Below are 25,465 nucleotides of genomic sequence, written 5' to 3'. Positions count from 1 at the left end.
GATTTTCCTTCGCGGAGATGGACGCCAGACGACACGGCATGACGCGTCGTCTGGCATGCGCGCGCGTATCGACGCGCTCAGAAATCCCAGATGACCGGTACCCAGCGAAACGCGTCGCCGTCGACCGCCACGCGGCCCACCGAGGGAAACGGCAAGTGCGCTGCAACCAGCAGCCCGCGGTTCCGTGCCAGTTCCTGGAACAGGCCGATACGGACGCGGGCCGATTCCTCGGGGTCGTGTTCGAAACCGTTTTGCCATTCGGGATGGTCGAATGCGACCGGGAACATCGCATCGCCGGCAAACGTCAGCCGCTCGCCGCCCGAAACCAGATCGACCACGCTATGACCCGGCGTATGGCCGCCGGTCATGCGCACGATGACGCCCGGCGCCACCTCATGCCGGTCCTCGAAGAGACGCAGCCTGTCGCGGTATTCGTTGTAGAAACTGGTGGCGGTCGACTTCAGCACCGCGGGCACCGGCTTGGGCATGACGGTGTGCGAGAAATCCGGCGAGGTCCAGAACGCCACTTCGGTCGCGCACACGTGGATGCGCACGTCGGGACGCAGGCGCTCCTTGACGCCGGGCACGAGCAGCCCGCCCACGTGATCCATGTGCATGTGGGTGATGATCACGTCGGTCACGGATTCCAGCACGATGCCCGCGGACTCCAACCGCTGCGGGAACATCCCGGCGCGCGGAAAGCCTGCGAACTGCCCGCCCAGCCCCGCATCGATGAGGATGGTCTGATCGCCGCTGCGGGCCACCATCACGTTCAGCGGCCAGTCGAACGCGTCGGGAGGCATGAACATGTGCTCCAGCCACGCCGCGAGATCGGCGGGATCGGCATTGGTGGCCATCGTCGACGTTGGCAGCGGCAGCACGCCGTCGCTCACGACCAGGGCGTCGATGTCGCCGATCTGCAGCGCGTAGCGCGACGGGACGAGATCGATGGATTCGGTGTTTTCTATGGCAAACATGGCGGTATCTCCAGGAAGGTGCGCCGCTCAGGCGGTAGCGCGAATGAAGGCGAGCAGGTCGGCGTTGATGCGGTCCTGCATGGTGGCGGTGAGGCCGTGCGGCGCGCCGGGGTAATAGATTTCCCTGGCGTGCCTCACCAGGCGCGCGGCCTTCTTCGCCGAATCGTGCACTGGCACGATCTGGTCGTCTTCGCCGTGCATGAACAGGGTCGGCACGTCGATCTTCTGCAGGTCCTCGGTGAAGTCGGTCTCGGAAAACGCCTTGACGCATTCGTAGGCGTTCTTCTGACCGCTTCGCATGCTCCACAGCCAGAATTGGTCCAGCATGCCCTGCGAGACCTTGGCGTCGGGACGGTTGGCGCCATAGAAGGGGATGGCCAGCTCCTTGTAGAACTGCGAGCGGTCGCCCGCCACGCCGGCGCGGATGCCGTCGAAGACCTCGAGCGGCAAGCCTTCGGGATTGGCGGCGGACTTCAGCATCACTGGCGGCACCGCGCCGATGAGCACCGCGCGGACCACGCGCTTGCTGCCGTGGCGGCCGATGTAGCGCGCCACCTCGCCGCCGCCGGTGGAATGGCCCACCATGGTGATGTGCTTCAGGTCCAGCGCCTCGATCAGTTGCGCCAGGTCATCGGCGTAGCCATTCATGTCATTGCCGGACGACGGCTGCGAGGAACGTCCGTGGCCGCGGCGGTCGTGCGCGATGACGCGAAAGCCGTTGTTCGCCAAGTAGTGCATCTGCCCGTCCCAGGCGTCCGCGTTCAGCGGCCAGCCGTGAGAGAACGTGACGACGGGACCGTCGCCCCAGTCCTTGAAGTAGATCTGCGTACCGTCGTTGGTGGTGAAGGTATTGCGGGTCATGGTCGTGCTCCGGTTGAGTGGCGCGATGCTTTGCGTCGGGAAGTGGGTGAAGGCATGGTAGGTGTGGGGTTAGGCGCGCGGTAGGCTCGTGGCGGGAAGCACGCTGTTGTGCCACGAGCACCAATGCGCATCGATGCGCCGACGGCGCGGCCGCGAAGCACGGCTGCGCTGCTGCGTGCACGCGGACCTTGCACTTTCGGAAGACCAAAACCCGATTGTTGTCGGGCCGGCAACACCATGCGTCCTCGCATGGCTCTACCGCGTCATGCACGGCGCTCTTAGGATGCGTCCAGGCACATATCGCTGGACGTGCCGCTGCCGCCACTCCTGACGCGCAGCCGCGCGCCGACGTGGGGACCGACATCATGCATCTGGGAAAATCCTATCGCCTGGGCGAGTTCGTGATCTGGACCCGCAGAAAAATCTACGTGTTGCTCGCGCTGAGCCTCGCGCCTGCGCTGCTCTACCAGGTGGCCGGCCTGAAATGGCTGACGCTGCCCTTGTCGGTGGTATCGCTGCTGGGCACCGCCACCACCTTTGTCGTCGGCTTCAAGAACGTGCAGACCTATGCGCGTACGGTCGAAGCGCAGAAGATCTGGATGAGCATCGTCAGCGCCAGCCGCTATTGGGGCGTGATCAGCCGCAACTATGCCGGCGACGCCGAGCGCGGTGCCGCATTGGTGCAACGGCATCTGGCCTGGTTGACGGCGCTACGCTACCAATTGCGCGAGCCGCGCGCATGGGAGACCGTCGGGAGCCGCCCCAATGCCGAGTACCGCAAGCAATATGTGATTCCGGAGCGCGCCGAGCCCTTGGAATCCGCACTGTCGCGCTACCTGCCGGCGCAGGACGTCCCGGCCTTGATGCACGCCGATGACAGGGCCGCGCACTTGCTTGCCATGCAGGGCCGGGCCGCCCGCGGCCTGCTGGATGCAGGCGCCATCACCGCAGCCGAATACGCCGATCTCAACAGCCGCATCCGCGAGCTCCTCGATCTGCAGGGGCAGGCAGAGCGCATCAAGAATTTTCCGTATCCGCGGCAGTACGCCATCATCAACACCCTGTTCGTGCGCGCCTTCTGCGTCGCGCTGCCGTTTGGCCTGACGGGCCAATTCGCCCTGCTCGGCCAGGATGCCGGCGGCATCATGCAAGGTCAGATGGCATGGCTGGCAGTGCCGTTCAGCGTGATCATCTCGTGGATCTACACCTCGCTTGAGCAGGTCGGAGAAAGCACGGAGAATCCCTTCGAAGGCAGCGCCAACGATGTGCCCATCAGCCGCCTGAGCGCGATGATAGAGCGCGACCTGGCGCAGATGGCAGGCGACGCCGACCTGCCGGCGCTGCCCGTCGCGATGATCGCGCTGTAGGCGGCGCAGCCCGCTGCCGCCGACTGCGCGGAGCTGCCCGCCCAGAGCTGCCCGCGACGATATTCACGCTTGTCCTGCCTGAACTGCTGCGGCAAAATAGCCTGCCTCCCGCCCCCCTTCCTCCCCAGGCGTTGGCCTACCCCATGACCGGCTCCGTGACCCTGTTCGACCGCCATCGTCCTCGCCTGTACGCGATCGCCTACCGCATGCTGGGTTCGGTCGCGGAAGCAGAAGACGTGGTGCAGGACGCGTGGCTGCGCTGGCATGGCGCCGACCGCCCCTCGCTTGAGAACCCCGAGGCCTGGCTCGTCACCGTCACTACCCGTCTGTCCATCGACCGCCTGCGCGCAGCCAAGGCCGAACGGGAGAACTACGTGGGCGTCTGGCTGCCGGAGCCCATGCTGATGGCCACGCCATCCACGCCCGAACAGATCCACGAACTTGCCGACGATGTTTCGGTAGCGTTTCTGTTCATGCTGGAGCGCCTGTCGCCGGACGCCCGCGCGGCCTTCCTGATGCGTGAGGTGTTCGACGCCGACTACGAGGACATCGCGCAGACCCTGGACAAGACCCAGGCCGCGGTCCGGCAACTGGTGCGGCGGGCCAAACAGCAATTGCGCCAGGGTAGCCCGCGCGAGGCCGTGCCGCGCGCAACGCTGCAGCGGCTGCTGCAAGCCTTCGCCGACGCGATGCAACGCAGCGACTTCCACGGCCTGCATGCGCTGCTGAGCGACGACGCCGAGCTCATCGGCGACGGCGGCGCCAAGGTCAGCGCCTTCGCCAGCCTGGTGGGCGGCAAGCGGCTGGCGCAGCTGTTCTACGCCGGCAAGCGCCGCTACCGCGACGCGCTGCGCACCGAGGTGGTCCAGGTGAACGGGCAATGGACGCTGCTGCGTTTCATCGACGGCAATCTGGAATCCGTGCAGTCCTACGAAACGGACGGCAAGCGCCTGACCCGGGTACTGGTGCAGCGCAACCCGGACAAGCTCGCGCGCATCGCGGCCGCCCTGGCGCAACGCTGACACCGCTTGCGCCGGCTTTGGTGCATGGCGGGCAACATGGTGATCCCTGGCGCGGGCCTACCGCCCCGCCGCCCGCGCTTCTACGATGGGCCTGTCACCACTCCGACCAGGACAGGCCATGTCGAACCTCACCAAACTCGCGTTGTCTTTCATCGCCGCCGGCGCGCTGCTGGGCCAGCCCGCCCATGCCGCGTCGCACCACGGGGCGCCCTCCGGCAAGCCGGCCGATCCCATCGTCACCGAAGTGATGAACAAGGATCTGCCGGACATCCCGGGCAGGGATGCGGTGATGCTCGTCGTCGACTATCCGCCCGGGGCGGCCGATCCCCTGCATCGCCACGACGCCTCGGCCTTCGTCTACGTGCTCGAGGGCAGCATCGTCATGCAGGTCAAGGGCGGCAAGGAAGTGACGCTGACCCCCGGCCAGACCTTTTACGAAGGGCCGGACGACATCCACACCGTGGGGCGCAACGCCAGCCAGACCAAGCCGGCCAAGTTCGTGGTCGTGCTGATCAAGAAGAAGGGAGCGCCCGCCCTGATCCCCATTCAATAAGGGACGGATATAAGCTCCATCCTGGCCGGTCGCGGACACTGCATGCCCGCGACCGGCCAGAATTTTTTCCGGGCCGCGTCACAAAAACGTCCAGCGCAACGTCTTAGAGGGTAGGATCAACCAACTCCGCGGCGCTGCCACCATGCCCACATCCCTCCCAGCCCCCTCGGTTACCCCTCCCGCCAACGGACCGGACTCCCTGGCCGACAGCTTCGCCACCAGCTACGCCGGCGTCATGGCCTTCATGGCCGTCGCCGTCGAAGGCAACTTCGCCAAGGCCGGCGACCGGCTGGGCATAGGCCGTTCGGCAGTCAGCCGCAGCGTGCAGAAGCTCGAGGACCAGCTGGGCACCCGGCTCTTCGTGCGCACCACCCGCAGCACCTCGCTGACCCCGGAGGGCCAGCGCTTCTACGAGCAATGCCATCCTGGCGTGGAACGGATCATCCAGGCCCTGGACGACATGCGCGAGCTGCGCGAGGGCCCGCCTTCCGGCCTGGTGCGCGTCTGTTCCACCGTGGGCTTCGGCCGCAAGGTCGTGGCGCCCCTGCTGAATGAATTCCGCAAAGCTAATCCGAGCATCTCGGTGGAACTGCTGCTGGATGACGGCCCGACCGACTTCACCACGGACCGTGTCGACGTATCGTTCCGCAACGGCCGCATGGAAGACAGCCAGGTAATCGCCAAGAAGGTGATTCCCATGCAGATGATGCTATGTGCGTCGCCCGACTACGCCGCCAGGCACGGACTGCCTCTCAGCGTCGACGAACTCTCGCGCCACGGCTGCGTGAATTTCCTGCTGGCGTCCGGACGCGTGTACGAATGGGAATTCAAGGTCGGCGGCCATCTGCGCAAGTTCGCCCCGCCCGCCATGCTGACCTTCAACGATGCCGATCTCGTCCTGCAGGCGGTGCTGGACGGCCATGGCATCGCGCAGATGGCGGGCTATCAGGTCTGCGAACACCTGCGCGCCGGCACGCTGGTCGCCTGCCTGCCGCAATACGCGCCCGACGACCGCGGCCACTATCTGTGCTTTCTCAGCCGCCAGCACCTGCCGGCGCGCATGCGCGTCTTCATCGATTTCATGACCGAACGCATCCGCGCGCAGGACCTGCAGATCATCGACAGCTTGCTGTTGAAGCAGGCCTGAACGCTATTGAGTCAGGGCGACCACGCTGTGGATCCCGCCCTGGGCCATCTTGGAGTACGGGCACAGGCGTTCCGTATTGCGCACCAGCTCTTCGGCGATAGGCGTGGGCACGCCCGGCAGGTGGATGTTGACGTCCGCGGTCAACGCAAACAGGCCGTCGACGGGGTCGCGGCCGAACGAGATAGTGGCCGTGACCGAAGCTTCCGGGATGGCCAGCCCGGCGCGTTCCGCCAGCATCGCGAGCGCGCCGTGGAAGCATGCCGCATAGCCGGCGGCGAACAGCTGCTCGGGATTGGTGCCGCCGCCCGTGCCACCCAGTTCGACCGGCAAGCGCAGCTCCACGATCAGTTCGCCGTCATCCGAGATGGCCATGCCGGAGGCTCGCCCATGGGCGGCCTCCCCACCCCGCACCGTCACGCTGGTGGTGTACAGGGGATGGAAGTCCCCGCCTCGGTACTTTTCCAGGAGGCTCTGGGGAGGAGGCCGCAGTTTGCTCATGAACGTCCTTGTGTCCGCCGCTACTTTCTTGCGCCCGAACGGCTGAACCAGGTTTCGAAGTCGATCTTGCCCAGGCGCGGGCCAACTCCCGGCACCAGAGTTTCATCTTCGAGCAGGGCGCCGAAATACCTTGCGCCGGCGTCTGCCCGCACGCTGCGCGTGTCGCCGATCTTGGCCATGTAGCGTTGCACCAGATCGGCCAGGCGCACCCGCTCGGGGCCGGCGATTTCCACGATGCCGTTCACCGGCGGCGCCAGCGTGGCATCGGCCATGGCCAGCGCCACGTCGTCGGAAGCGATCGGCTGGACGAAGGCCGGCGACAGCCGCACTTCCGCGCCTTCCGTGCCCGACTGCACGATGCCGCCCAGGAATTCGAAGAACTGCGTGCTATGCACGATGGTATAGGGGATGCCGCCCGCCACGATCAGTGCTTCCTGCGCGATCTTGCCGCGGAAGTAGCCGCTTTCGGCCAGGCGCTGCGTGCCGACCACGGACAGCGCGACGTGGTGGCGCACGCCGGCGCGGGCCTCCGCCGCCAGCAGATTGCGCCCCGAGGTCTGGAAGAACTCCAGCACGGCGCGGTCCTCGAACGACGGCGAGTTGGCGACGTCGACCACCGTGTCGACGCCGGCTAGCGCCGCATCCAGGCCTTCGCCAGTCATGGTGTTGACGCCGGTGGCGGGCGATGCGGCTATCGCCTCATGGCCGCGCTCATTGAGCAGTTTGACGAGTTTGGAGCCGATCAGGCCCGTGCCGCCGATAACCAGGATTTTCATGATGGTTCCTTAGTTGAACTTGGCGCGATCCAGGCCGTATGCCTTGTCGGCCGAACCGGGCACGGTCCGGAAGCCCACGTTGAGACGGTTCCAGCCATTGATGGCCATGACCGCGAAGCTCAGGTCCGAGATTTCCTTTTCGGACAACTGCGAGCGCACGCGTTCATAGATGTCGTCGGGCACGCCCTGCGCGCCCAGCGAGGTCAGCGCCTCGGTCCAGGCCAGGCAGGCGCGCTCGCGCGGCGAAAACTCGCCCGATTCGCGCCAGATCGCGACATGGTGCAGGCGCAGTTCTTGCTCGCCGTGGATCTTGGCGTCCTTCACGTGCATGTCCAGGCAGAAGCCGCAGCCATTGATCTGCGAGGCGCGGATCTCGACCAGGCGCAGGATCGGCTGCTCGATCGCCCCGGACTTCAAGAGCATGCCGAATTCGACGAATTTCTTGAACAGTTCGGGCGATTGCGTGTAGGCGTTCAGACGTTGACTCATGGTGACTCCCTAGATTGGTTGACAGGTGCAGGCTGTGTTGGACCGGGTGCGGTACGTGCCTGAACTACGCCCAAATCGTAGGGCCGCGCGGAGAGCGGCAGAAGACCTGCCAAGGGGACCATGATGTTGCCTCGATGGCAACAATCGTCTGTAGCAGCGGGCTGCCGTCCTTCAGTTCAAGATCGCGCCTCGACCCCGAGCTGCTTCATGGCCCGGCCGATCGCCTGGGGCGCGTAGTCGTCCCAAGGCTCGTTGCCCGCGTCCAGGCGGGTGTGGATACTGGCGATGGTCCATTGCGCCGACCCTTTCAGCCCGTCCAGCTCATCCCAGCGGACTGGAACGGACACGCCCAGGCCGGGCCGGGCGCGGGCCGACCAGGCCGCCACCGTCGTGGCGCCGAAGCCGTTGCGCAGATAATCGGCGAATATCTTGCCCACGCGGTTCTTGGGCCCGCTCTTGGCGACGAACAGCTTCGGCAGCGTTTGCGCCAGATGGCGCACCACGGCTTCGGAAAAGTCCTTCACGGCGTCCCAGCCGTATTGCTTGCGGATGGGAACGACCACATGCAGGCCCTTGCCGCCGCTGGTCTTCAGCCAGCCGCGCAGGCCGAGTTCCTGCAGCAGCACGCGCACCAGCTCCGCGCCCTGCTGGACCGCGGGCCAATCCACCCCTTCCCCGGGGTCCAGGTCAAACAGCATCCGATCCGGCTTGCCGATCGAGGTCTTGAGCGCGTTCCAGGTGTGGAACTCCACCACGTTCAGCTGGGCAGCGGCGAGTATCGCCGCTTCGTTCGAAATCTCCATCAGGGAGGGATGCCCCGGATAGAGATGTTCGGGCAGCGCGGTCACCCCCGGGATAGGGGATTCCGAATGCCGCTGGAAGAAATGCTCGCCCTGGATCCCCGCGGGCGCCCGGACAAAGGAGACCGGCCGGCCGCGCAGGTGCTCCATCATCAGGGGCGCCACCAGTCCGTAGTAGCGGGCCAGGTCGAGCTTGGTCGCCCCGGAGGATGGATCTATCACGCGGTCGGGATTCGATAGCTTCATTCCTTTCGAGGGTTTTGCTGCGCCCCCTGCCTTGGGCTTGGCAGTGCTGTTGCGCAGGGAGAGCTTTGCGGCTGGCATGGCGACCTCGCGAGTGATCTTCTTCGGTGGTTTGTCGGCACGCAGCCCCCGGAAGGTCGAGTGGCGCACATGGCCGTCGCCGGTCCACTCCCCGAAAGAGACCTCTGCGATCAAGGTGGGCTGGACCCAGTGGACCTGCTTGAGGGCGCGCGGCTTGCCTTGGGTCAGGGCGCTGGCTGTCTGCTCGATGCCGGCCAGTTTGCGGTGCAGGTCGAGCAAAGTCCTGTCGTCGAAACCAGTGCCTACGTTGCCGGCGTAGCGCAGCGCTCCGTCAGGCTCATGCACCGCCAGCAGCAGCGCGCCAAAGCCCTTGCGGCTGCCCTTGGGTTCGGTATAGCCCACGATGACGAACTCCTGCCGCTGGGTGCACTTGAGCTTGATCCAGTCGTCCGTGCGGCGCGACTCATAGGGCGCGGACAGGCGCTTGCCGATGATTCCTTCCAGGCCCAGCTTGCAGGCCGAGGCGACCAGGTCCGCTGGCGGCTTGTCAAAGGCCTCGCTGAACTTCACATGCTTGCCCTTGCACCTGGCAATCACCTGCCGCAGCAGATCCCGGCGCAAGCTGAGCGGCTCGTCGCGCAGATCGCGCCCCGCCACATAGGGCAGGTCAAAGGCGTAGAACACGATATCCGCGGTACCCGCGGCATCGAAGGCGTTCTGCAAGGCCTGAAAGCTGGGCACGCCTTCGCGCGTCAGCACCACGATCTCTCCGTCGATCCAGGCATTGGCAATCTCCAATGCCGCCAGTTCCTGGGCCAGGCGCGGCATCCTGGCCGTCCAATCGTGGCCGTTGCGCGTGTACAGCTTCACGCTTCCGTCCTCCAGCCTGGCCAGTATCCGGTAGCCGTCGAACTTCATTTCATAGGACCAGCCGTCCGCGCCCCGCGGCACACCGTCGACCAGGGTGGCCAGTTGCGGTTTGAGCGAGGCAGGCAGCACAGCGGCCTTGCCGGGCAAGACCGCGACGGCTTCAACCTCCTTGGCACCTCGAGCTTGCGGCTTGCTGCGCGCTGCCGCCTTCCTCTTCGCCCTCAGCGGCACCACGCTGTCCGGCATCTCGTCCACGACGCTGAAGTCCTGGTCCTCCCGCGCGTACTCGTCGCTCTCCTTGATCAGCAGCCAGGGCGGCTGGCGGTCACTCTCTTTGCCCTTCATGCGGATCAGCGCCCAGCGTCCGCGCAGTTTCACGCCCTCGAGCGTGAATTTCAGATGGCCAGCCTTGTAGCCCTTCCGGGGATCGCCTATTGGAGTCCACCGCCCCTCGTCCCAGATGATCACCTTGCCGGCCCCATACTGCCCCTTGGGGATGGTGCCTTCGAACTGGTTGTAGGCGATGGGATGGTCTTCTACCTGCACGGCCATGCGCTTGACGGAGGGATCGAATGACGGCCCTTTCGGCACCGCCCAACTCTTCATCGCGCCGTCCAGCTCCAGGCGGAAGTCATAGTGCAGATGGCTGGCCCAGTGCTTCTGAATCACGAACACCAGGCCTGCGTCGCCGGACTCGCCGCCCTCGGGCGGTTCGGGCGTGACGGCGAAATTGCGCTTCTCGCGGTATTTCTTGAGACTGTCCGCCATTGCTAGGCCGCCTTTTTCGCCTGCCTGGCGCTCTTGGCGGCCTTCTTCGCGGGCGCCTTCTTCACAGCGGCGCTGCGCGGCGCAGATTTCTTCGCGGGCTTGGCCTCGGCCTTGGCACGCCCCTTGGACGTCCCGCCGCGCAGGCTGCGTTGCAGCAGCTCGGTCAGGTCGATCACGTTATCCGCATACGCCGGCGTTTCCTCCTGCGGCTCGATCACGGTTTCCGTCTTGCCCGCCTTTACCTTCTGCTCCACCAACCCCATGATGGCCGCCTTGAATTCGTCCTGGTAGTCAGCGGGGTCCCACTCCGCCGACATCTCTTCCACCAGCATTTTGGCCATCTTCAGTTCGGAGGCGCTGGGCGACATGCTCTTGGCGCCAGCCTTGGGCAGGTCCAGGTCTGCCACGGACTTCACGTCATCACCCCACCGCATCAGATTCAGGACCAGCGCATCGCCCATCGGAATCAGGGCCGCCAGATGCTGCTTGGTCTGGATCACGACCTTGGCGATGCCGATCTTGCCGCTCTGGACCAGCGTGTCGCGCAGCAGCGCGTAGACCTTTTGCCCCTTGTTGATCGGGGCCACATAGTAGGGACGTTCCAGGTAGACGAACGAGACTTCGGCCGCCTCGACGAATTGCTGGATTTCGATGGTCTGGGTGGTGCGCGGATAGGCTTCGGCAATCTCGTCGGGCGAGATGATGACGTACTGGCCGTCCTCGTACTCGACCCCTTTGACGATGTCCTTGGATTCGATTTCCTTGCCCGTGCGCTTGTTGATGCGCTTGTAGCCGACGGGGTCCATCGACCTGCGGTCCAGCCAGTCGAAATCCACGCCCGATTCCGTCGTGGCGGTATGCAGACCCACGGGGATGTGGACCAGGCCGAAGGTGATTGCGCCTTTCCAGATGGTACGCGTGGCCATGAGCATTACTCCTGGTGATGGGCATGCGGCTTCGCCTGCGAACCCGGCTGCCAGATCGGCAACCCGGCCCATGGTGGAAAACGCATAGCAGCAATTTCCATGCCCGGAGGGCCTCTTGGCGGGCCGACGCCCTGCCCTATTATGGGCTCGCCAACAGCCTGGTGGGAACCACGCGCGCCGCCATCCTGGACATCACCAGCGAGGCGGACCGCTGTGCTGACGCAACCCCGCATGCACCGGCGCCTCGCATGGGCGAAGGCCGCATAGGCATCCAATGGCCGACGCCGAGCAAAGCGGCACGGCGGGTAGCCATGCCGCCCGCTCACTGCGCTCACTGATAGCGATTCGCCTTGACCACAGGCGTGGAACTTCCGGGCGCCGCTGGCCGGCCAGCAATCATCGGTTTCTTCCCGAAGGCTCCTCCGCCGACCGCGTGGATTTCCTCGGCGTTCAAGGGCCGGATCCGTTGATCGGCCATACCCTGTAGCCCCGCTTGCTTCGCTTTCTTCATGTCCTTCTCCTGCTTGATGCTGACGAAGGAAGCCGCGCCAGCGTCGGCCGAGCACCAACGGACAGATGACGCAGGTCCGCGTCCCCGCGGACAGGAACGCCAGCGCCGCAGCCGTTGATTGGCTCGCTGCGGAAGGTAGCAGCAGGCGAACGACGGCGAATCGGTCTTTGGTCGTAGATCCGCAGCGCGCTTCCTCTCCGGGTCGGCGGCGCAACGCCATAGGGGAAGGAACGCGAAACTTCCATCCCTACGACTAAAGACCGATGCGCCTGCACCGGTGCGCTGCTACTGTCCGCCCCGAGCATTGCCAGTTTGGGAGCCGGGCTTCCCGTCTGCAGCGCATCGCGGCGAGAACCTGGTTCCGGGTGATGCTCGGCCGACGCTGGCGCGGCTTCCTCCGTCAGCATGCAGCAGGAGATAAAGATGGAAAAAACTGAACAGCCCGATCAGCGGCGCGACGCGGAACAACAGGTCAGACCCTTGAGCGCCGAGGAAATCCGGGCGGTCAGCGGCGGCTGGGGACCGAACCGTACCAATATCACCTTTGCCCCCCAGAAAAGCGGCTGGCCCGCCGGCAAGACGCTTTACATGCCGAAGTAGTCAGTAAGGATCCGGGCCACATCGGACGGATGCCCCAACTGGCATCCGATTTCATAGCGCGGCGGCGCGTTCGCCGCGGCTTTTTTTCCGCCATGCCGGCCGGCTTTTGCTCACCACGTTTTCCTGGGCTGCTTCCAACGCCGTGACGCTCTATCGCAAAAAGGCGCTTGCCGCGCAACACTCCGTCGGGCTGGGCGACATCGTCCTGATCCGGCCAGTGTCGTTCGCACTGGTCACCGCCGTGCTGGCGGGCTTCGTGCTGACCATCTGCCTGTTTCTTGCGTTCGGCTCGTACACCAAGCGCGCGACCGTGAGCGGCCAGCTGGCGCCCGACACCGGGCTGATCAAGCTCTACGTGCCGCAGGCCGGCATCGTGCTCGAAAGCCGGGTCCAGGAGGGCCAGCATGTTGCTGCTGGCGACGTGCTCTACGTGGTTTCCGGCGATCAACAAAGCGCCCTGGGCGAGACCCAGGAAGCCATCAGCGGCCAGATCCGGCAGCGCGAAGAAAGTCTGCGGCTGGCGCGCCAGAAGACAGTGCTGCTGCAACAGGGCGAGCACGATAGCCAGACCGCCGCCATCGCCAGCCTGAAGGCGCAACTGGCGGCGATGGACAACCAGATCGCGGGGCAGCGCGCCCGCATCAAGTTGGCCGAAGACAGCGCGCACCGCTATCGCGGCCTGATGGAAAAAGGCTACCTCTCCGCCGAGGAAGCCGACCAGAAGCGCGCCGAGCTGCTGGAACAGCGTAATCAGCTGCAGGCGCTGCTGCGCGACCGCATCGGCCTCGCAACGGACCTGTCCAACCGGCAGGCCGCGCTGGCGGATCTGGCGCTGCGGCAGCAGAACCAGCTGGCGCAGCTGGACCGGGACATGGCCGACATCGCCGTGGACCTGACGCGCAGCGAAGCCAGGCGCCGCATCCTGGTCAGCGCGCCTCAGGCCGGCATCGTCACCGCCGTGGCCGCCACTGCGGGACAGGCCGTGGACAACAAACGGCCCCTGGCCACCATCGTTCCTGACGGCGCCAAGCTGCAGGCCGAGCTGCTGGCGCCCAGCCGCGCGGTGGGATTCGTTGTGCCGGGCGATCGGGTGCTGATGCGATTCGCGGCCTACCCATATCAAACGTTCGGGCAGCAGGCCGGCATCGTCCAGACCGTAACGCGCAGCGCCTTGCCGGAATGGCAATTGAATGAAGCCGCCGCAAACAATAGCGTCCAGGAAGATATGTACCGCATCACGGTATCGCTGGACGCTCCCGCGCGCGGACCGCAAGGGCAGACGCTGGCGCTGCGGCCCGGAATGCGGCTGGAAGCGGACATCCTGCAGCAGACACGCCGCCTGTACCAATGGGCGTTCGATCCCGCCCAGCGACTGTCGGGGAAACTGTGAACATGCTTGAACGCCTGACGCTGGGAGTCAAACGGCGGGTGCCCAGGCTGCTGCAAACCGAGGCCGCCGAATGCGGCCTGGCTTGTGTGGGCATGATCGCGGGCTACCACGGTCATCAGCAAAGTCTTGCCACCCTGCGCGGCCGCTTTCCCGTATCGCTCAAGGGCGCGACGCTGGCGACGCTGATCCATGTGGCCGGCCAACTGGGGCTGGCGTCGCGGCCGGTCAAGGTCAGCCTGGGAGCCCTGAGCAAGCTGAAACTGCCCTGCATCCTGCATTGGGAATTCAATCACTTCGTGGTGCTGACCGCCATCAACGGTCGTTCGGCCACGCTGATCGACCCTGCGTCCGGCACGCGCAGGTGCTCCATCGGCGAACTGTCCGCGTCGTTCACCGGCGTTGCGCTGGAACTATGGCCCACGCCAGACTTCACCGAAGCGCGCGACTACAAGCGCGTGCGGCTGCGCGAACTGACCGGACGGATATCGGGCTTGGGCGGCGCATTCTCGCAGGTGCTGTTGCTGGCGCTGGCGCTGGAAATTCTCACCGTGGTCCAGCCTTTTTTCCTGCAATGGGTGGTGGACCATGTCCTGAATACCGGCGATCGCGATCTGCTGACCACCTTGGCGCTGGCCTTCGGGCTGCTGATGATCATGAAGCAGCTGACCTCGGTGGCGCGCAGCTGGATGCTGATGGTCATGGGCACCACGCTGAACCTGCAATGGCGCACCAATGTCTACACGCACCTGCTGCGCCTACCCGTGGGCTACTTCGAGAAGCGGCATCTGGGCGACGTGGTGTCGCGCTTCGGCGCCATCGACGCCATACAGCGCACCGTGACGACGTCGTTCCTGGAAGCGGTGCTGGACGGCCTGGTCATGCTGATCACGCTGGTGCTGATGTTCCTGTACAGTCCGCCCCTGGCATGGATCGCGGTGGGCGCCATGGCGCTGTATGGACTGGCCCGCTGGTCCGGCTATGCGCCGCTGCACTACGCAACCGAAGAGCACATCGTGCACGCGGCCAAGGAGCAATCGCATTTCCTCGAGACCGTGCGCGGCGTCAAGGCGATCAAGCTGTTCCAGCACCAGAACGACAGGCGTTCCCGCTGGCTGTCGCTGCTGGTGAACGAAATCAACGCCGACCTGCGCGTGCAGAAGTGGACGTTGTTCTTCCGCACCTTCAATGGCTTGCTGTTCGGCCTGTCCTCCATCGCGATACTCTGGCTGGGCGCGAGGCTGGTGCTGGACGGCCAGTTCACCGTGGGCGCGCTGCTGGCTTTCATCGTCTACAAGACCTTGTTCGACCAGCGCGTGGCGGCCCTGCTGGACAAGCTGGTGGAAGTGAGGATGCTGCGGCTGCAAGGCGAGCGCCTGGCCGATATCGTGCGCGAAGCGCCGGAGCCGGTCGACGAGATGCCGCGCGGACAAGACACGCAAGCGCGCTCGCCCGCGATCGAAGTCCGCAATCTGCGCTTCCGCTATGGGCCGCAAGAGCCGTATGTCCTGGACGGCGTCAGCTTCCGGATCGAACCTGGTGAATCGGTCGCGATCACCGGCCCTTCCGGCGGCGGCAAGACCACCTTGATCAACATCCTGCTGGGCATCCTGGCGCCGACCGATGGCGAAGTGCTGATCGACGGCGTGCCGGCGCGGGGAGCGGGCGCGGCATCCCTGCGGCGCATCGCCGGCACGGTACTGCAGGATGACGTTATGTTCGCCGGGTCCATCGGCGAGAACATCAGCTTCTTCGATCCGCAGTACGACCCCGAGCGCGCCAGCCGCTGCGCCCGGATCGCCGCGATCCACGACGACATCTGCGCCATGCCCATGGGCTACAACACGCTGGTGGGAGACATGGGCACGGTGCTGTCCGGCGGCCAGAAGCAGCGCGTGCTGCTGGCGCGGGCCTTGTACAAGCAGCCCGCCATCCTGTTCCTGGACGAGGCCACCAGCCATTTGGACCTCGAGCGCGAACGGATCGTCAACACGGCAATCGCCAGGCTCGATATGACGCGGGTGATCGTGGCGCACCGCCCCGACACGATTGCGGCGGCCGGACGCGAGATCTCGCTGGTGGCCGGCAAGGTGGCCTGCGATAGCGGGCAGCGGCCTAAACCGGCTTCCCGAACACGCCGCCGCGCCGCGCCACTAGCGTCGCCTGCGTACGATTGAGCACGCCCAGGGTACCCAGGATGGCCGACACATGCGTCTTGACGGTCTTCTCGGTCATGTTCAGGCGTTCCGATATTTCCTTGTTGCGCAGGCCGTCGCACATCAGGCATAGCACCTCGCTCTGGCGCGGTGTCAGCGCACGCAGCAAGGCCGCCTCATCCTGACCGCTCGAGGGCAACGAAGACGAGGAGGCGCTGCGATGCGGTGGCGGGGCCTCGCTGACCGCTTCCAGCGCGGCTGCCAGTTCCTGGCAACTGGCGGACTTGTTCAGAAAACCTTGCGCGCCGGCCTCCATCGCCCGGCGCATGTCCTCCGGATCCTGCGAGGCCGACAGCACCAGAATGCGCAGCTGCGCGCGGCGCTGGCGCAAGCGCTTGAGCAGATCGGCCCCAGCCATGTCGGGCAGGTAGAAATCCATGATGACGTGCCGGATCGCCGCATGCCGGTCCAGCGCGTCCAGTGCTTCCTGGCCGCTGGCCGCGGGATGGATCGTCATGCCGGGCATGGCCTGGCCCAGCGCCATGACCAGCGCTTCGCGGAACATGGCGTGGTCGTCAACCAATAACACTGCCGTCATTCGACGTCTCCGGTAAGGGGCACTGCTTTCCTGGCGTACAGCAGGCTCGTCACGTGCTCACGCAGCGCCTGGACTTGCACGGGCTTGTGCAGCAGTGGCACACCGCGAGCGGCGGCTTCGGTCAGCCGCGCCGGGTCGGTGTCGCCGCTGACCAGCAAGGCGGGCAGATCGGGATCGTTGTATTCCTCGCGCAACCGTTCGATCACATGGATGCCGGTTTCGTGTTCGCGCAGCCGGTAATCGGTGACGATCAGGGCAGGCGTTTCGGCCAGCGGCAGCACGCGCTCGAACAGCGCATTGCCACTGGTCGCGGCGATGACGCGGCAGCCCCAGCTTTCGAACAGCATGGACAGGCCCGCCAGGTTTTGCGCATCGTCGTCCACCAGCAGCGCCAGCTTGCCGTGCAGGCCGTCTTCGGTTGCGAGCCCCCGAGGTAGTCTCACACCGGCATCGCCGACGGACAGGCCAGCCGCCGCGGGATCCGAAGCCGGCACCATGACCGTGAAAGCCGTGCTGCGGCCTGCTTCCGAGCGCAGCGCCAGTTCGTGGCCCAGCAGCCTGGCGGTGCGGCGCACGATGGCCAGGCCGAGACCCAGGCCCTTGCTGCGGTCGCGCTCGGGATTGGCCAGTTGATGGAACTCCCAGAAGACCCGCTCCTGCTCGGCCTTCGGGATCCCGGAGCCGTTGTCCCAGACCTCGACGCGCAAGCGATTCCCGACCCGGCGGCACCCCACCAGAACGCACCCGCCGTCCGAGTGCACGATGGCATTGCTGATCAGGTTGCGCAGCATGCGTTCCAGCAGCACGGGATCAGAACGCACACTGGCCGCGCACGGACGTACCCGCAACCGCATGCCTTTCTCGCCGGCCTGCGGCGCATACTCGGCCTTCAGTTGGTCCAGCAGCGGCTGCATCCTGAAGGTCTCGAAGCGAGGCTCGATAACGCCGGCGTCCAACCGCGAAAGATTCAGCAAGGCGTCGAACAGATGGCCCATCGCGGACAGCGCACTGGTGATGTTGTCGACCAGATAGCGGCCGTGCCGGGACAAGGGTTCGTTGGCCAACAGGCCCAGGAACAGGTTCACCGCGTGCACGGGCTGGCGCAGGTCGTGGCTGGCCGCCGCCAAAAAACGGGACTTCTCCAGGTCGCTGCGTTCGGCAGCGGTCTTTTCCTGGCGCACCTGTTCCAGCAGCGCCAGGTTTTCATAGCCCAGCCGCAACGCGTCCAGATGGGTGCGGTTCATGCGATGGATGAAGGCCAGAGTCGCGACCAAATAGGCCAGACCGCCCGTCACCAGCGCCAGATGGATGGCCGATGGCTGCGCCGCGAGCGCGATGAACATCGGCGCGAAGGCCGGCACCTCGAACGCGTACATCACCGGCAGCAGCATGTAGTTCGAATAGATGGCGCCCGTGCCCAGCCCGAACAGGATGACGATGAAGAACAGCTGGTATTCCAGGGAGACGAAGAACGTCCAGTAGGCGAAGGGCAGCCCCCACAGAATGCCGGAGCAGAGATTCCCGACCAACATGCGGCGCACCCAGCGCTGCGCCGCCGACGGATCGGCGCGGTGGCGGTCGTACGCCACCACCGCGGCCCAGCGCAGCATGCCCACCGTCAGCGTGGCTCCCAGCCACAGCATGATCTCGTGCAGGGGCAGCACGCCGACCAGGGCAAACGCAGAAAAACAGGCGCTGATCAGCGACCCGGCCAGGGCGAACGGAAAGCTTCGGCGCAACGCGTCGACCTGCACCTGATGGATGCGGGCGGCATAGGACGAACTTGGCGGCGTGGAGGCGGAAGTCGGGCCGATGGCGGGCTGCAATTGGGTGGGATGCTACGTGCGAGGGACCTGCCGCTGGAGCAGGCGCGGGTCGAAGCGTGTGCGGATTTTAGTCCTATTGACGGGCTTCGGCGGGTATCGCGTGAATTTCAAGCGGCCTTGACATTCCCACAGTGGAAAACCTCAGGATTTTCGCCATGGCCCGAGCAAAAGCTCTGCATGGCCGCGCCTCTGTGGCCGGCACTGCGCCCGCGGCGGGCAGACTCATCGGACGCAATCCGACGGCCCGATGTTCGACGACTTGGAGGATAGATCCCGATGAAACTGCCCGCATCCAGACAAGAGCTCCTGCGCAACATCCGCGACCGGCACCGACAGTTCCGCATAGAGACGGCCACCATCCGCGCAAGCCTTTACCGCAAGACGGCGGAGGTGGGACACGCTCATCGCATGCACATCGATGCCGCAACCGTACTGATCGACGTAATTCTCTGGAACACGATGATCCTGCAGTTCGCTGCGGCCGGAACGCGGGAGGCCGGCGCCTCGTATTACAGCCGGGAGGCCATGCTGGAAAGAGTCGGCCGGCTGGCTCATGCATTCCGGCGCGATTTCACCGGCCGTAGTCTTCACGACTTGCATGAACTGACCAGGCTCGGACAGGAGCGCGTGGTCAACAGCGTGGAGCTGCATTCGGAAGTGGCGCTCTTCGCGCCCTCGAGCGGAGGAGCCGAAACCCTGGGCGGCCAGCTCCAGATCTTCACGTGCATGGCATACGCCAACGCGCTGTCGAAGTTGCGCGCGTGGAAGCAGGTCGTATAGCAGGTATCAACACCGGGCTATCGCTGACGAGCCCCGCCGCCATCTCAAGGCGGCTGGCAAAGCCCCTGGGGACTAGCGATGCCCCCAGGGGTTCATGCCGCCGGCGGATGCCTAGGCGCCAGCGGGCGACTGCACCGTATGCTCCGACCACCCTCCTCCCAGCGCTTTGTAAAGCCCGATCAAATTGTTCAAGCGGGTCAGGCGTGTCCGCACCAGGATTTGCTGTGCGCCGTATAGCGAGCGATAGGCTTCAAGCAAGGTGAGATAGTCGTCCACGCCTTCCTGAAAGCGCAGCTCTGCCAGCTCGTACGCACTGCGGCTGGCCGCCACCGCCAACTGCTCCGAACGGATCTGGTCGTCGAGCGTGCGCTTGCCCGCCAATCCATCGGCTACCTCACGGAACGCCACCTGAATCGCCTTCTCGTAGCTGGCGATTTCGATACGCTTCTGTACATGCGCCACTTCCAGATTGGCCAGCAAGGCGCCGCCCCGGAAAATGGGCAGCGTGATCTGCGGCAGGAAGGTCCAGGCCCGCGACCCGGAATCGAACAAGCCATCCAGGGATGCGCTGGCGGAACCCGCCGAGCCCGTCAGGCTGATCGCCGGCAGAAAGGCCGCGCGCGCAGCGCCAATATTGGCGTTGGCACCACGCAGCATCTGCTCTGCCGCACGGATGTCAGGCCGGCGGACCAGCAAGTCGGATGGCAGCCCGGTCGGCAAATCCGTCGGAACGATACCGTCGGGCAGCGTTGCCGCTTCGTCCAGCTGACGGGACAGCGCGGGCGACAGCGGCTGCCCCAGCAGCAGCACCAGGGCATTGCGGTCCTGCGACACTTGCCGGGAGTAAGCGGAGCGGTAGGCTTCCGCGTTGCGCAACGCAATCTCCGCCAGGCGCACATCGAGTTGCGTCGAATTGCCTGCCGCGGCCAGATCGGCCGTCAGATCGTAAGAACGCTTTTGCGTCGCCAGGGTATCTTCCGTCAGACGCAGCAGCTCCTGGTCAGCGCGCAGCGTGAGATACGCATTGGCCACTTCGGAAACCAGGCTCAGTTGCGTGGCGATCCGGGTTTCCTCCAGCGCCAGATAGGAGGCCAGGGCCTGGTCGCTGAGGCTGCGGATGCGGCCCCAGAAATCCAGTTCCCAGGCGGCCGTCACGCCCGCCACGTCGTAGCGTCTGGCGACGTGGCCGGCCTGCGCGGCCCCGAGATCGCCTGGAATGCGCTCGGATGCGCCGCTGGCCGAGACGCTGAGGTTCGGCAGTATGGCGGCGCGCTGGATCCGGTACAGCGCCTGCGCCGCCTCGACGTTGAGCGCGGCCCGGCGCATATCCCGGTTGTTGTGCAGCGAAATTTCTATCAATTGCTGCAATAGCGGGTCACGGAAAAAGTCGCGCCAGCCTATGTCGGCCGCAGCCATCGCATCAGGCTGTTGCTGCACGTCCTGAGCATCCGGCGTATAGCTCGCGTCGACAGGAGCTTCCGGGCGTTCGTACTTCGGCGCCAAGGAGCACCCAGTCAACGCGACCGCAAGGACGAGCGGCGCAAGCATGCCGGCGTGCCGGGAACGAGTAAAACGGTACGTCATGTCGAAATTCCTCCTGGCCATCATGCGTGCTGGTCGCCCGAACGGGCTAAGGCTTGGCGGGCTTCCCGGCGCAGCGCCAGCTTGCGCACGACGACATAGAACACGGGCGTGAGCAGCAGGCCGAACAGTGTCACGCCCACCATGCCCGCAAATACGGCGATACCCATGGCATGGCGCATCTCCGCGCCAGCGCCCGTGGCAAGCACCAGCGGCACCACGCCGGCAATGAACGCGAACGAAGTCATCAGAATGGGGCGCAGGCGCAGACGGGCCGCCTCCAGGACCGCCGCCAGCGGATCGGCGCCCTCTTCTTCCTTGGTGCGGGCAAATTCCACAATCAAGATGGCGTTCTTGGCGGCCAGCCCCACCAGCACCACGAAGCCGATCTGCGTGAAGATGTTGTTGTCTCCACCGGATAGCCAGACGCCACCTATCGCCGAGAGCAACGCCATGGGTGCAATGAGCAGCACGGCGAACGGCAGCGACCAGCTGTTGTATTGGGCTGCGAGGATAAGGAAGGCCAGCAGCACCGCCAGGGGAAAGATGTAAAGCGCCGAATTTCCGGCCTGCTTTTCCTGGTAGACGAGGTCTGTCCACTCATAGGCCATTCCTTCCGGCAAGGTCTCGCGGACGATGCGTTCTATCGCATCAGTCGCCTGCCCCGAGGAATAGCCCGGTGCGGGGCCGCCGCTGATATCCGCCGACGGAAAGCCGTTGTGGCGGATGACTCTGTCCGGACCGGACCCGCGTGTCAGAGTCACGAACGCGCTCAGCGGAATCATCTCACCGCTGTTGTTTCGCACTTTGAGCATGCCGATGTCATCGGCCTGCATGCGGAACGGCGCGTCGGCCTGCGCCATGACCCGGTAAGTGCGTCCGAAGCGGTTGAAGTCATTGACGTAGAGCGATCCCAGGTTGATCTGCAGGGTCTCGAACACGTCCGTCAGCGACACCCCCAGGGACTTGGCCTTCACGCGATCGACGTCCACCTGCAATTGCGGCGCGTTGGTCTGGAAACTGGCCAGCATGTTTGCCAGTTCGGGAGCCTGCATGGCCTTGGCCATGATCTGACCCTGCGCCTGCATCAGCGCCTCGAACCCCATTCCGGCGCGGTCCTCGATTTGCAGCTTGAAGCCACCCATGGCCCCCAGTCCTGGCACGGGAGGCGGCGGGAAAATGCCCAGGAACCCATCCGGAATCTGGCTGAACTTGCCCATCAGCTTTCCTGCGATGGCGTTGGCGGAAAGCGAAGGGTCCTGGCGCTCATCGAAGGGTTTGAGCATGGCGAACATCAGCGCCGAGTTCGGCACGTTTACCGGACCGTTGACCGAAAGTCCGGGAAAGGCAACCACGCTCTCCACGCCGGGTTCGGCCAGCGCGATCTCCGACATCTGCTTCACGGCCGCCTCCGTCCGGTCGAGCGAAGCGCCGCTGGGCAACTGCGCGATGCCCACCAGGAAATACTTATCCTGGGCCGGCACGAATCCATTCGGCACCTGGTTGAAGCCCAGCCATGTCAGGCCGACAAAGCCGGCGTATAGCAGCAGCACGATGGCGCTGCCGCGCACCGCCCGGCGCACGGTGCCGACATACGCGTGCGAGGCGCTGTCGAAAAAGAAGTTGAAGCGCCGGAAGAATCCGCCCAACGCCTTGCCCATGACGCGCGAGAGCCAGTCGGCCTTGGCAGCGTCCTGATGCGGCTTGAGCAGGATGGCCGCCAGCGCGGGCGACAGGGTGAGGGAATTGATGGCGGAGAGTATGGTCGAGATGGCGATGGTCAGCGCGAACTGACGATAGAACTCGCCCTGCAATCCGGAAAGGAACGCCGAAGGAATGAAGACCGCCGCCAGCACCGAGGTGATCGCGATAATGGGGCCAGTGACCTCATCCATGGCCTTGATCGCAGCCTGACGCGGGGATTCTCCCAGGGCCATGTGCCGCTCCACGTTCTCGACCACCACGATGGCGTCGTCCACCACAATGCCGATCGATAACACCAGGCCGAACAGCGACAAGGTGTTGAGCGAAAAGCCGAACATGTGCATCAGCGCGAAGGTGCCCACCAGCGACACCGGCACGGCCACGAGCGGAATGATGGAGGCCCGCCAGGTCTGCAGGAACAGCACCACCACAATCACCACCAGAATGATGGCCTCCAGCAGCGTGACTGCTACGGATTGCAGCGAGGCGCGCACGAAGACGGTGGGATCATAGGCAATCCGGTACTCCACATCTTGCGGGAAGCTTTGCTGCAGCTCCTGCATCTTGGCACGGACCGCATTGGAAACGTCGATGGCGTTGGCGCCAGGACTCTGGATGATCTGCAGGGCCGGCGCCGACTCGCCATTGAGCAGGCTGCGCAGGGTGTAGGAATCCGCGCCCAAGGACACCCGGGCGACGTCGCGCAGCCGGGTGACCTGGCCATCGGCGCCGGTCTTCACAACGATGTCGCCGAACTGTTCCGTACTCGTCAGGCGGCCCAGGGTATTGACGGTCACCTGGAAGGCGGACGAGGTATCCGGCTGCTGGCCCACGGATCCCGCGGCGACCTGCACGTTTTGCTCTCGAAGGGCCGCGACCACATCGCTGGCGGTCAAGCCGCGCGCGGCAACGCTGGTGGGGTCCAGCCAGACGCGCATGGAGTATTCGCCGGCGCCCCAGACCAGAACGTCGCCGATGCCCGGCAGCCGTGCGAGTTCGTCGCGCACCTGCCGAATGGCGAAGTTCGACAAGTACAGGGGGTCGTAGCGCTTTTCGGGCGAAACGAGGTGTACCACCATCAACACATCGGGTGAGGTCTTCTGCGTCACGACCCCGATGCGCTGCACCTCCTGCGGCAGGCGCGGCAAGGCGCGCGAGACCCGGTTCTGCACCTGGATCTGCGCCATGTCCGGGTCCGTCCCCTGCTTGAACGCGATGGTGAGCACCATCTGGCCGTCGACCGCCATCTGGGAGCTCATGTAAAGCATGCCCTCGACGCCGTTGATCACCTGTTCCAGAGGGGCTGCGACGGTATCGGCGATCACCTGCGGATTGGCGCCGGGATAGCTCGCGGTCACCTGCACCGTGGGCGGCGTGACGGCAGGGTATTCGCTCAGCGGCAGCTGCCAGAAAGCGATGCCGCCCGCCAGCAGCATCAACAGCGACAGGACGATGGCGAAGATCGGCCTGGCAATGAAGAAATGGGGAAACTTCATTGGCGGGTCTCCGTGGAGCCGGCAGCGGCGCCATCGCCCGCATTGCCGGCCTTCTGCGCTGCGATGGCTACCTGTTGCATGGGCACCAGACGAGGCGTGACCGTCATGCCGGGACGCACCAGACCCTTGATGATGATTTTTTCTCCGGCCTGCAAGCCGCTATTGATGATGCGCAGGCCATCCGCCATCTGGCCCAACTCCACCGCGCGGTACTGGGCCTGATGGTCCTGGCCTACGACCAGGACGTAGTTCTTCCCTTGGTCCGTGCCGACCGCCAGGTCATCGACCAGAATGGCCGGGCGCTCAATGCCCGTCGCCAGCCTGGCGCGCGCGAACAGTCCCGGAGCCAGCAGGCCGTCGGGATTCGGCACGACGGCGCGGACGCGGATCGTGCCTGTGCGCCGGTCGATCTGGTTGCCCACGAAGTCGAGCATGCCCTGGTGAGGAAAGCCCCGGTCCGTCGTCAGCGCCACGGCTACCGGCAACGACGGTTTTCCGCCGCGGGAGTCCGGCCGGACCTGTCTCACGGCATTGAGGTAGGTCGCTTCGTCTATATCGAAGTACACATGCACGGGGTCGATCGACACTATCGTGGTCAGCAGGTTGGCCACGCCCGCCGCGCCGCCGTTGACCAGATTGCCCTCGGTCACCAGAACCCGGTCGACACGCCCCGAAATCGGCGCGGTGATGCGTGCGTAGGACAGGTCGAGCCGGGCCGCTGCGACGGCCGCTTTGGCCACCAGAATCTCCGCCTGGCGAGCGTTGCGCGCGGAGACGGCGTCGTCATAGGTCTTGCGCGAAACCGCGCCGGTGGCCACCAGTCGCTGGGCGCGGTCGAAGTCACCCTGGGCCTGGCTGGCCAGGGCCTCGGCCTGGCGCAGCTGTGCCGTGGCGGTATCGAGCGCGACCTGAAATGGCCGCGGATCGATCTGAAACAGCTGTTGCCCTTTGCGCACCAGGCTGCCCTCCGGAACGCTGACGGCATCGACCGCCCCGCTTACGCGTGACCGCAATTCAACGGTCTCCGGAGCCGAGAGGTATCCGGTGAAGTCGGTCGATGGCGAGATGACGCGCTGAATCACTTCGGCCACCGGCACCTGTGGCGCCATCGGCGCGGCCACTGCGCCCGTCGGGGCTCCCGTCTTGCTTTCATCTCCGGAGGACTCACCGGCCGCTAACGCAATGGTTCCGGCCGCCGCGATGGCTCCTGCCGTCACAACAATTCTGAATTTTCGACGCATCGACTTGCCCCTTCTGTACAGCAGGGCTTCGGCCCTTCCGAAGCTTCTCTGCAGCAATTCGGCAAGGCTAGGCATTACAACAACGGGAAGGTCAAGCCCGCGCTTGCAGGCGCTTCAGGCTATTGACCTTGCAATCGTTGGAAGGAATAGATTTGGGCCGTTGTCTGAAGACCGGAAGGCATCTTGATGCCGTCCCATACCAATCTGAAGTACTCGGAACAATCATGCAGAACCTCTCTCACGATGAACCTCAATCCCACGCGATGG

General features: G+C 65.2%; 21 protein-coding genes. 8 read left to right on the top strand and 13 right to left on the bottom strand.

Translation table 11 applies throughout. The features are described 5' to 3' along the window. Positions 1-77: 77 nt before the first annotated feature. Positions 78-977 (bottom strand): MBL fold metallo-hydrolase, encoded by a 900-nt coding sequence (locus IPU70_RS17020; protein WP_207468885.1) that lies wholly within the window; start codon positions 975-977, stop codon positions 78-80. A 27-nt stretch (positions 978-1,004) separates the two neighbouring features. After that, on the bottom strand, positions 1,005-1,838 hold the full coding sequence (locus IPU70_RS17015; protein WP_207468883.1) for an alpha/beta fold hydrolase: 834 nt from the start codon (positions 1,836-1,838) through the stop codon (positions 1,005-1,007). Positions 1,839-2,203: 365 nt separating this feature from the next. Between IPU70_RS17015 and IPU70_RS17010 the strand changes: the two genes are divergently transcribed. The 4 genes from IPU70_RS17010 to IPU70_RS16995 all read left to right on the top strand — a co-directional run bounded on the left by IPU70_RS17010 (position 2,204) and on the right by IPU70_RS16995 (position 5,927). Beyond that, entirely contained in the window at positions 2,204-3,205 is a 1,002-nt protein-coding gene (locus tag IPU70_RS17010) for a bestrophin family protein (protein ID WP_207468881.1), read from the top strand. 143 nt (positions 3,206-3,348) lie between these two features. Then, positions 3,349-4,227 carry an RNA polymerase sigma-70 factor gene (locus IPU70_RS17005; RefSeq protein WP_207468878.1) on the top strand — a complete coding sequence of 293 codons (879 nt, stop codon included), beginning with the start codon at positions 3,349-3,351 and terminating at the stop codon, positions 4,225-4,227. A 118-nt stretch (positions 4,228-4,345) separates the two neighbouring features. After that, positions 4,346-4,780, top strand: a complete 435-nt coding sequence (locus IPU70_RS17000; protein ID WP_207468877.1) for a cupin domain-containing protein — start codon at positions 4,346-4,348, stop codon at positions 4,778-4,780. Between the two features lie 142 nt (positions 4,781-4,922). Then, positions 4,923-5,927 (top strand): LysR family transcriptional regulator, encoded by a 1,005-nt coding sequence (locus IPU70_RS16995; RefSeq protein WP_207468875.1) that lies wholly within the window; start codon positions 4,923-4,925, stop codon positions 5,925-5,927. Positions 5,928-5,930: 3 nt separating this feature from the next. Here IPU70_RS16995 and IPU70_RS16990 read toward each other — a convergent pair whose 3' ends face one another. The 6 genes from IPU70_RS16990 to IPU70_RS16965 all read right to left on the bottom strand — a co-directional run bounded on the left by IPU70_RS16990 (position 5,931) and on the right by IPU70_RS16965 (position 11,829). Further along, the gene (locus tag IPU70_RS16990; RefSeq protein WP_013391196.1) at positions 5,931-6,425 is read right to left on the bottom strand and encodes an Ohr family peroxiredoxin; all 495 of its coding nucleotides are present in this window, start codon (positions 6,423-6,425) and stop codon (positions 5,931-5,933) included. A gap of 20 nt (positions 6,426-6,445) precedes the next feature. Continuing rightward, complete coding sequence (locus tag IPU70_RS16985; RefSeq protein ID WP_207468873.1) at positions 6,446-7,201, bottom strand: SDR family oxidoreductase; 756 nt, start codon at positions 7,199-7,201, stop codon at positions 6,446-6,448. A gap of 9 nt (positions 7,202-7,210) precedes the next feature. Continuing rightward, positions 7,211-7,690 carry a carboxymuconolactone decarboxylase family protein gene (locus IPU70_RS16980; RefSeq protein ID WP_207468872.1) on the bottom strand — a complete coding sequence of 160 codons (480 nt, stop codon included), beginning with the start codon at positions 7,688-7,690 and terminating at the stop codon, positions 7,211-7,213. A 176-nt stretch (positions 7,691-7,866) separates the two neighbouring features. Beyond that, a complete protein-coding gene (ligD, locus tag IPU70_RS16975; RefSeq protein WP_207468870.1) occupies positions 7,867-10,392 on the bottom strand; it encodes a DNA ligase D in 2,526 nt (841 codons plus the stop codon). Positions 10,393-10,394: 2 nt separating this feature from the next. Then, positions 10,395-11,318 carry a Ku protein gene (locus IPU70_RS16970; protein WP_207468869.1) on the bottom strand — a complete coding sequence of 308 codons (924 nt, stop codon included), beginning with the start codon at positions 11,316-11,318 and terminating at the stop codon, positions 10,395-10,397. Positions 11,319-11,649: 331 nt separating this feature from the next. Beyond that, entirely contained in the window at positions 11,650-11,829 is a 180-nt protein-coding gene (locus IPU70_RS16965; RefSeq protein WP_207468867.1) for a hypothetical protein, read from the bottom strand. A 423-nt stretch (positions 11,830-12,252) separates the two neighbouring features. On the opposite strand from IPU70_RS16965, the gene IPU70_RS16960 reads away from it, so the two are divergent. The 3 genes from IPU70_RS16960 (at position 12,253) to IPU70_RS16950 (ending at position 15,993) form a co-directional block, all read left to right on the top strand. Continuing rightward, positions 12,253-12,429, top strand: a complete 177-nt coding sequence (locus IPU70_RS16960) for a hypothetical protein (RefSeq protein WP_207468866.1) — start codon at positions 12,253-12,255, stop codon at positions 12,427-12,429. Positions 12,430-12,535: 106 nt separating this feature from the next. After that, a complete protein-coding gene (locus tag IPU70_RS16955; protein WP_207468864.1) occupies positions 12,536-13,819 on the top strand; it encodes an HlyD family secretion protein in 1,284 nt (427 codons plus the stop codon). Then, on the top strand, positions 13,816-15,993 hold the full coding sequence (locus tag IPU70_RS16950) for a peptidase domain-containing ABC transporter (protein ID WP_371818973.1): 2,178 nt from the start codon (positions 13,816-13,818) through the stop codon (positions 15,991-15,993). The genes IPU70_RS16955 and IPU70_RS16950 overlap by 4 nt, the downstream gene beginning before the upstream one ends. Here IPU70_RS16950 and IPU70_RS16945 read toward each other — a convergent pair. Continuing rightward, positions 15,932-16,570 (bottom strand): response regulator transcription factor, encoded by a 639-nt coding sequence (locus IPU70_RS16945; RefSeq protein WP_207468860.1) that lies wholly within the window; start codon positions 16,568-16,570, stop codon positions 15,932-15,934. The genes IPU70_RS16950 and IPU70_RS16945 overlap by 62 nt on opposite strands. After that, a complete protein-coding gene (locus IPU70_RS16940) occupies positions 16,567-18,396 on the bottom strand; it encodes a hybrid sensor histidine kinase/response regulator (protein WP_207468859.1) in 1,830 nt (609 codons plus the stop codon). Before IPU70_RS16940 ends, IPU70_RS16945 begins: the two co-directional genes overlap by 4 nt. 276 nt (positions 18,397-18,672) lie before the next feature. On the opposite strand from IPU70_RS16940, the gene IPU70_RS16935 reads away from it, so the two are divergent. Continuing rightward, a complete protein-coding gene (locus IPU70_RS16935; protein WP_207468858.1) occupies positions 18,673-19,176 on the top strand; it encodes a ClbS/DfsB family four-helix bundle protein in 504 nt (167 codons plus the stop codon). A 111-nt stretch (positions 19,177-19,287) separates the two neighbouring features. Here IPU70_RS16935 and IPU70_RS16930 read toward each other — a convergent pair whose 3' ends face one another. The 3 genes from IPU70_RS16930 to IPU70_RS16920 are packed head-to-tail and all read right to left on the bottom strand — an operon-like array spanning position 19,288 to position 25,273. Further along, positions 19,288-20,760, bottom strand: a complete 1,473-nt coding sequence (locus IPU70_RS16930) for an efflux transporter outer membrane subunit (protein ID WP_207468857.1) — start codon at positions 20,758-20,760, stop codon at positions 19,288-19,290. 20 nt (positions 20,761-20,780) lie between these two features. Next, positions 20,781-23,957 carry an efflux RND transporter permease subunit gene (locus IPU70_RS16925; RefSeq protein WP_207468856.1) on the bottom strand — a complete coding sequence of 1,059 codons (3,177 nt, stop codon included), beginning with the start codon at positions 23,955-23,957 and terminating at the stop codon, positions 20,781-20,783. Continuing rightward, a complete protein-coding gene (locus IPU70_RS16920; RefSeq protein ID WP_305827159.1) occupies positions 23,954-25,273 on the bottom strand; it encodes an efflux RND transporter periplasmic adaptor subunit in 1,320 nt (439 codons plus the stop codon). The genes IPU70_RS16925 and IPU70_RS16920 overlap by 4 nt, the downstream gene beginning before the upstream one ends. Between the last annotated feature and the right edge of the window lie 192 nt (positions 25,274-25,465).

It is taken from the genome of Achromobacter sp. SD115, from assembly GCF_017355315.1.
Taxonomy (GTDB): domain Bacteria; phylum Pseudomonadota; class Gammaproteobacteria; order Burkholderiales; family Burkholderiaceae_B; genus Achromobacter; species Achromobacter xylosoxidans_B.
This window is presented reverse-complemented; position numbering and strand designations above follow the sequence as displayed.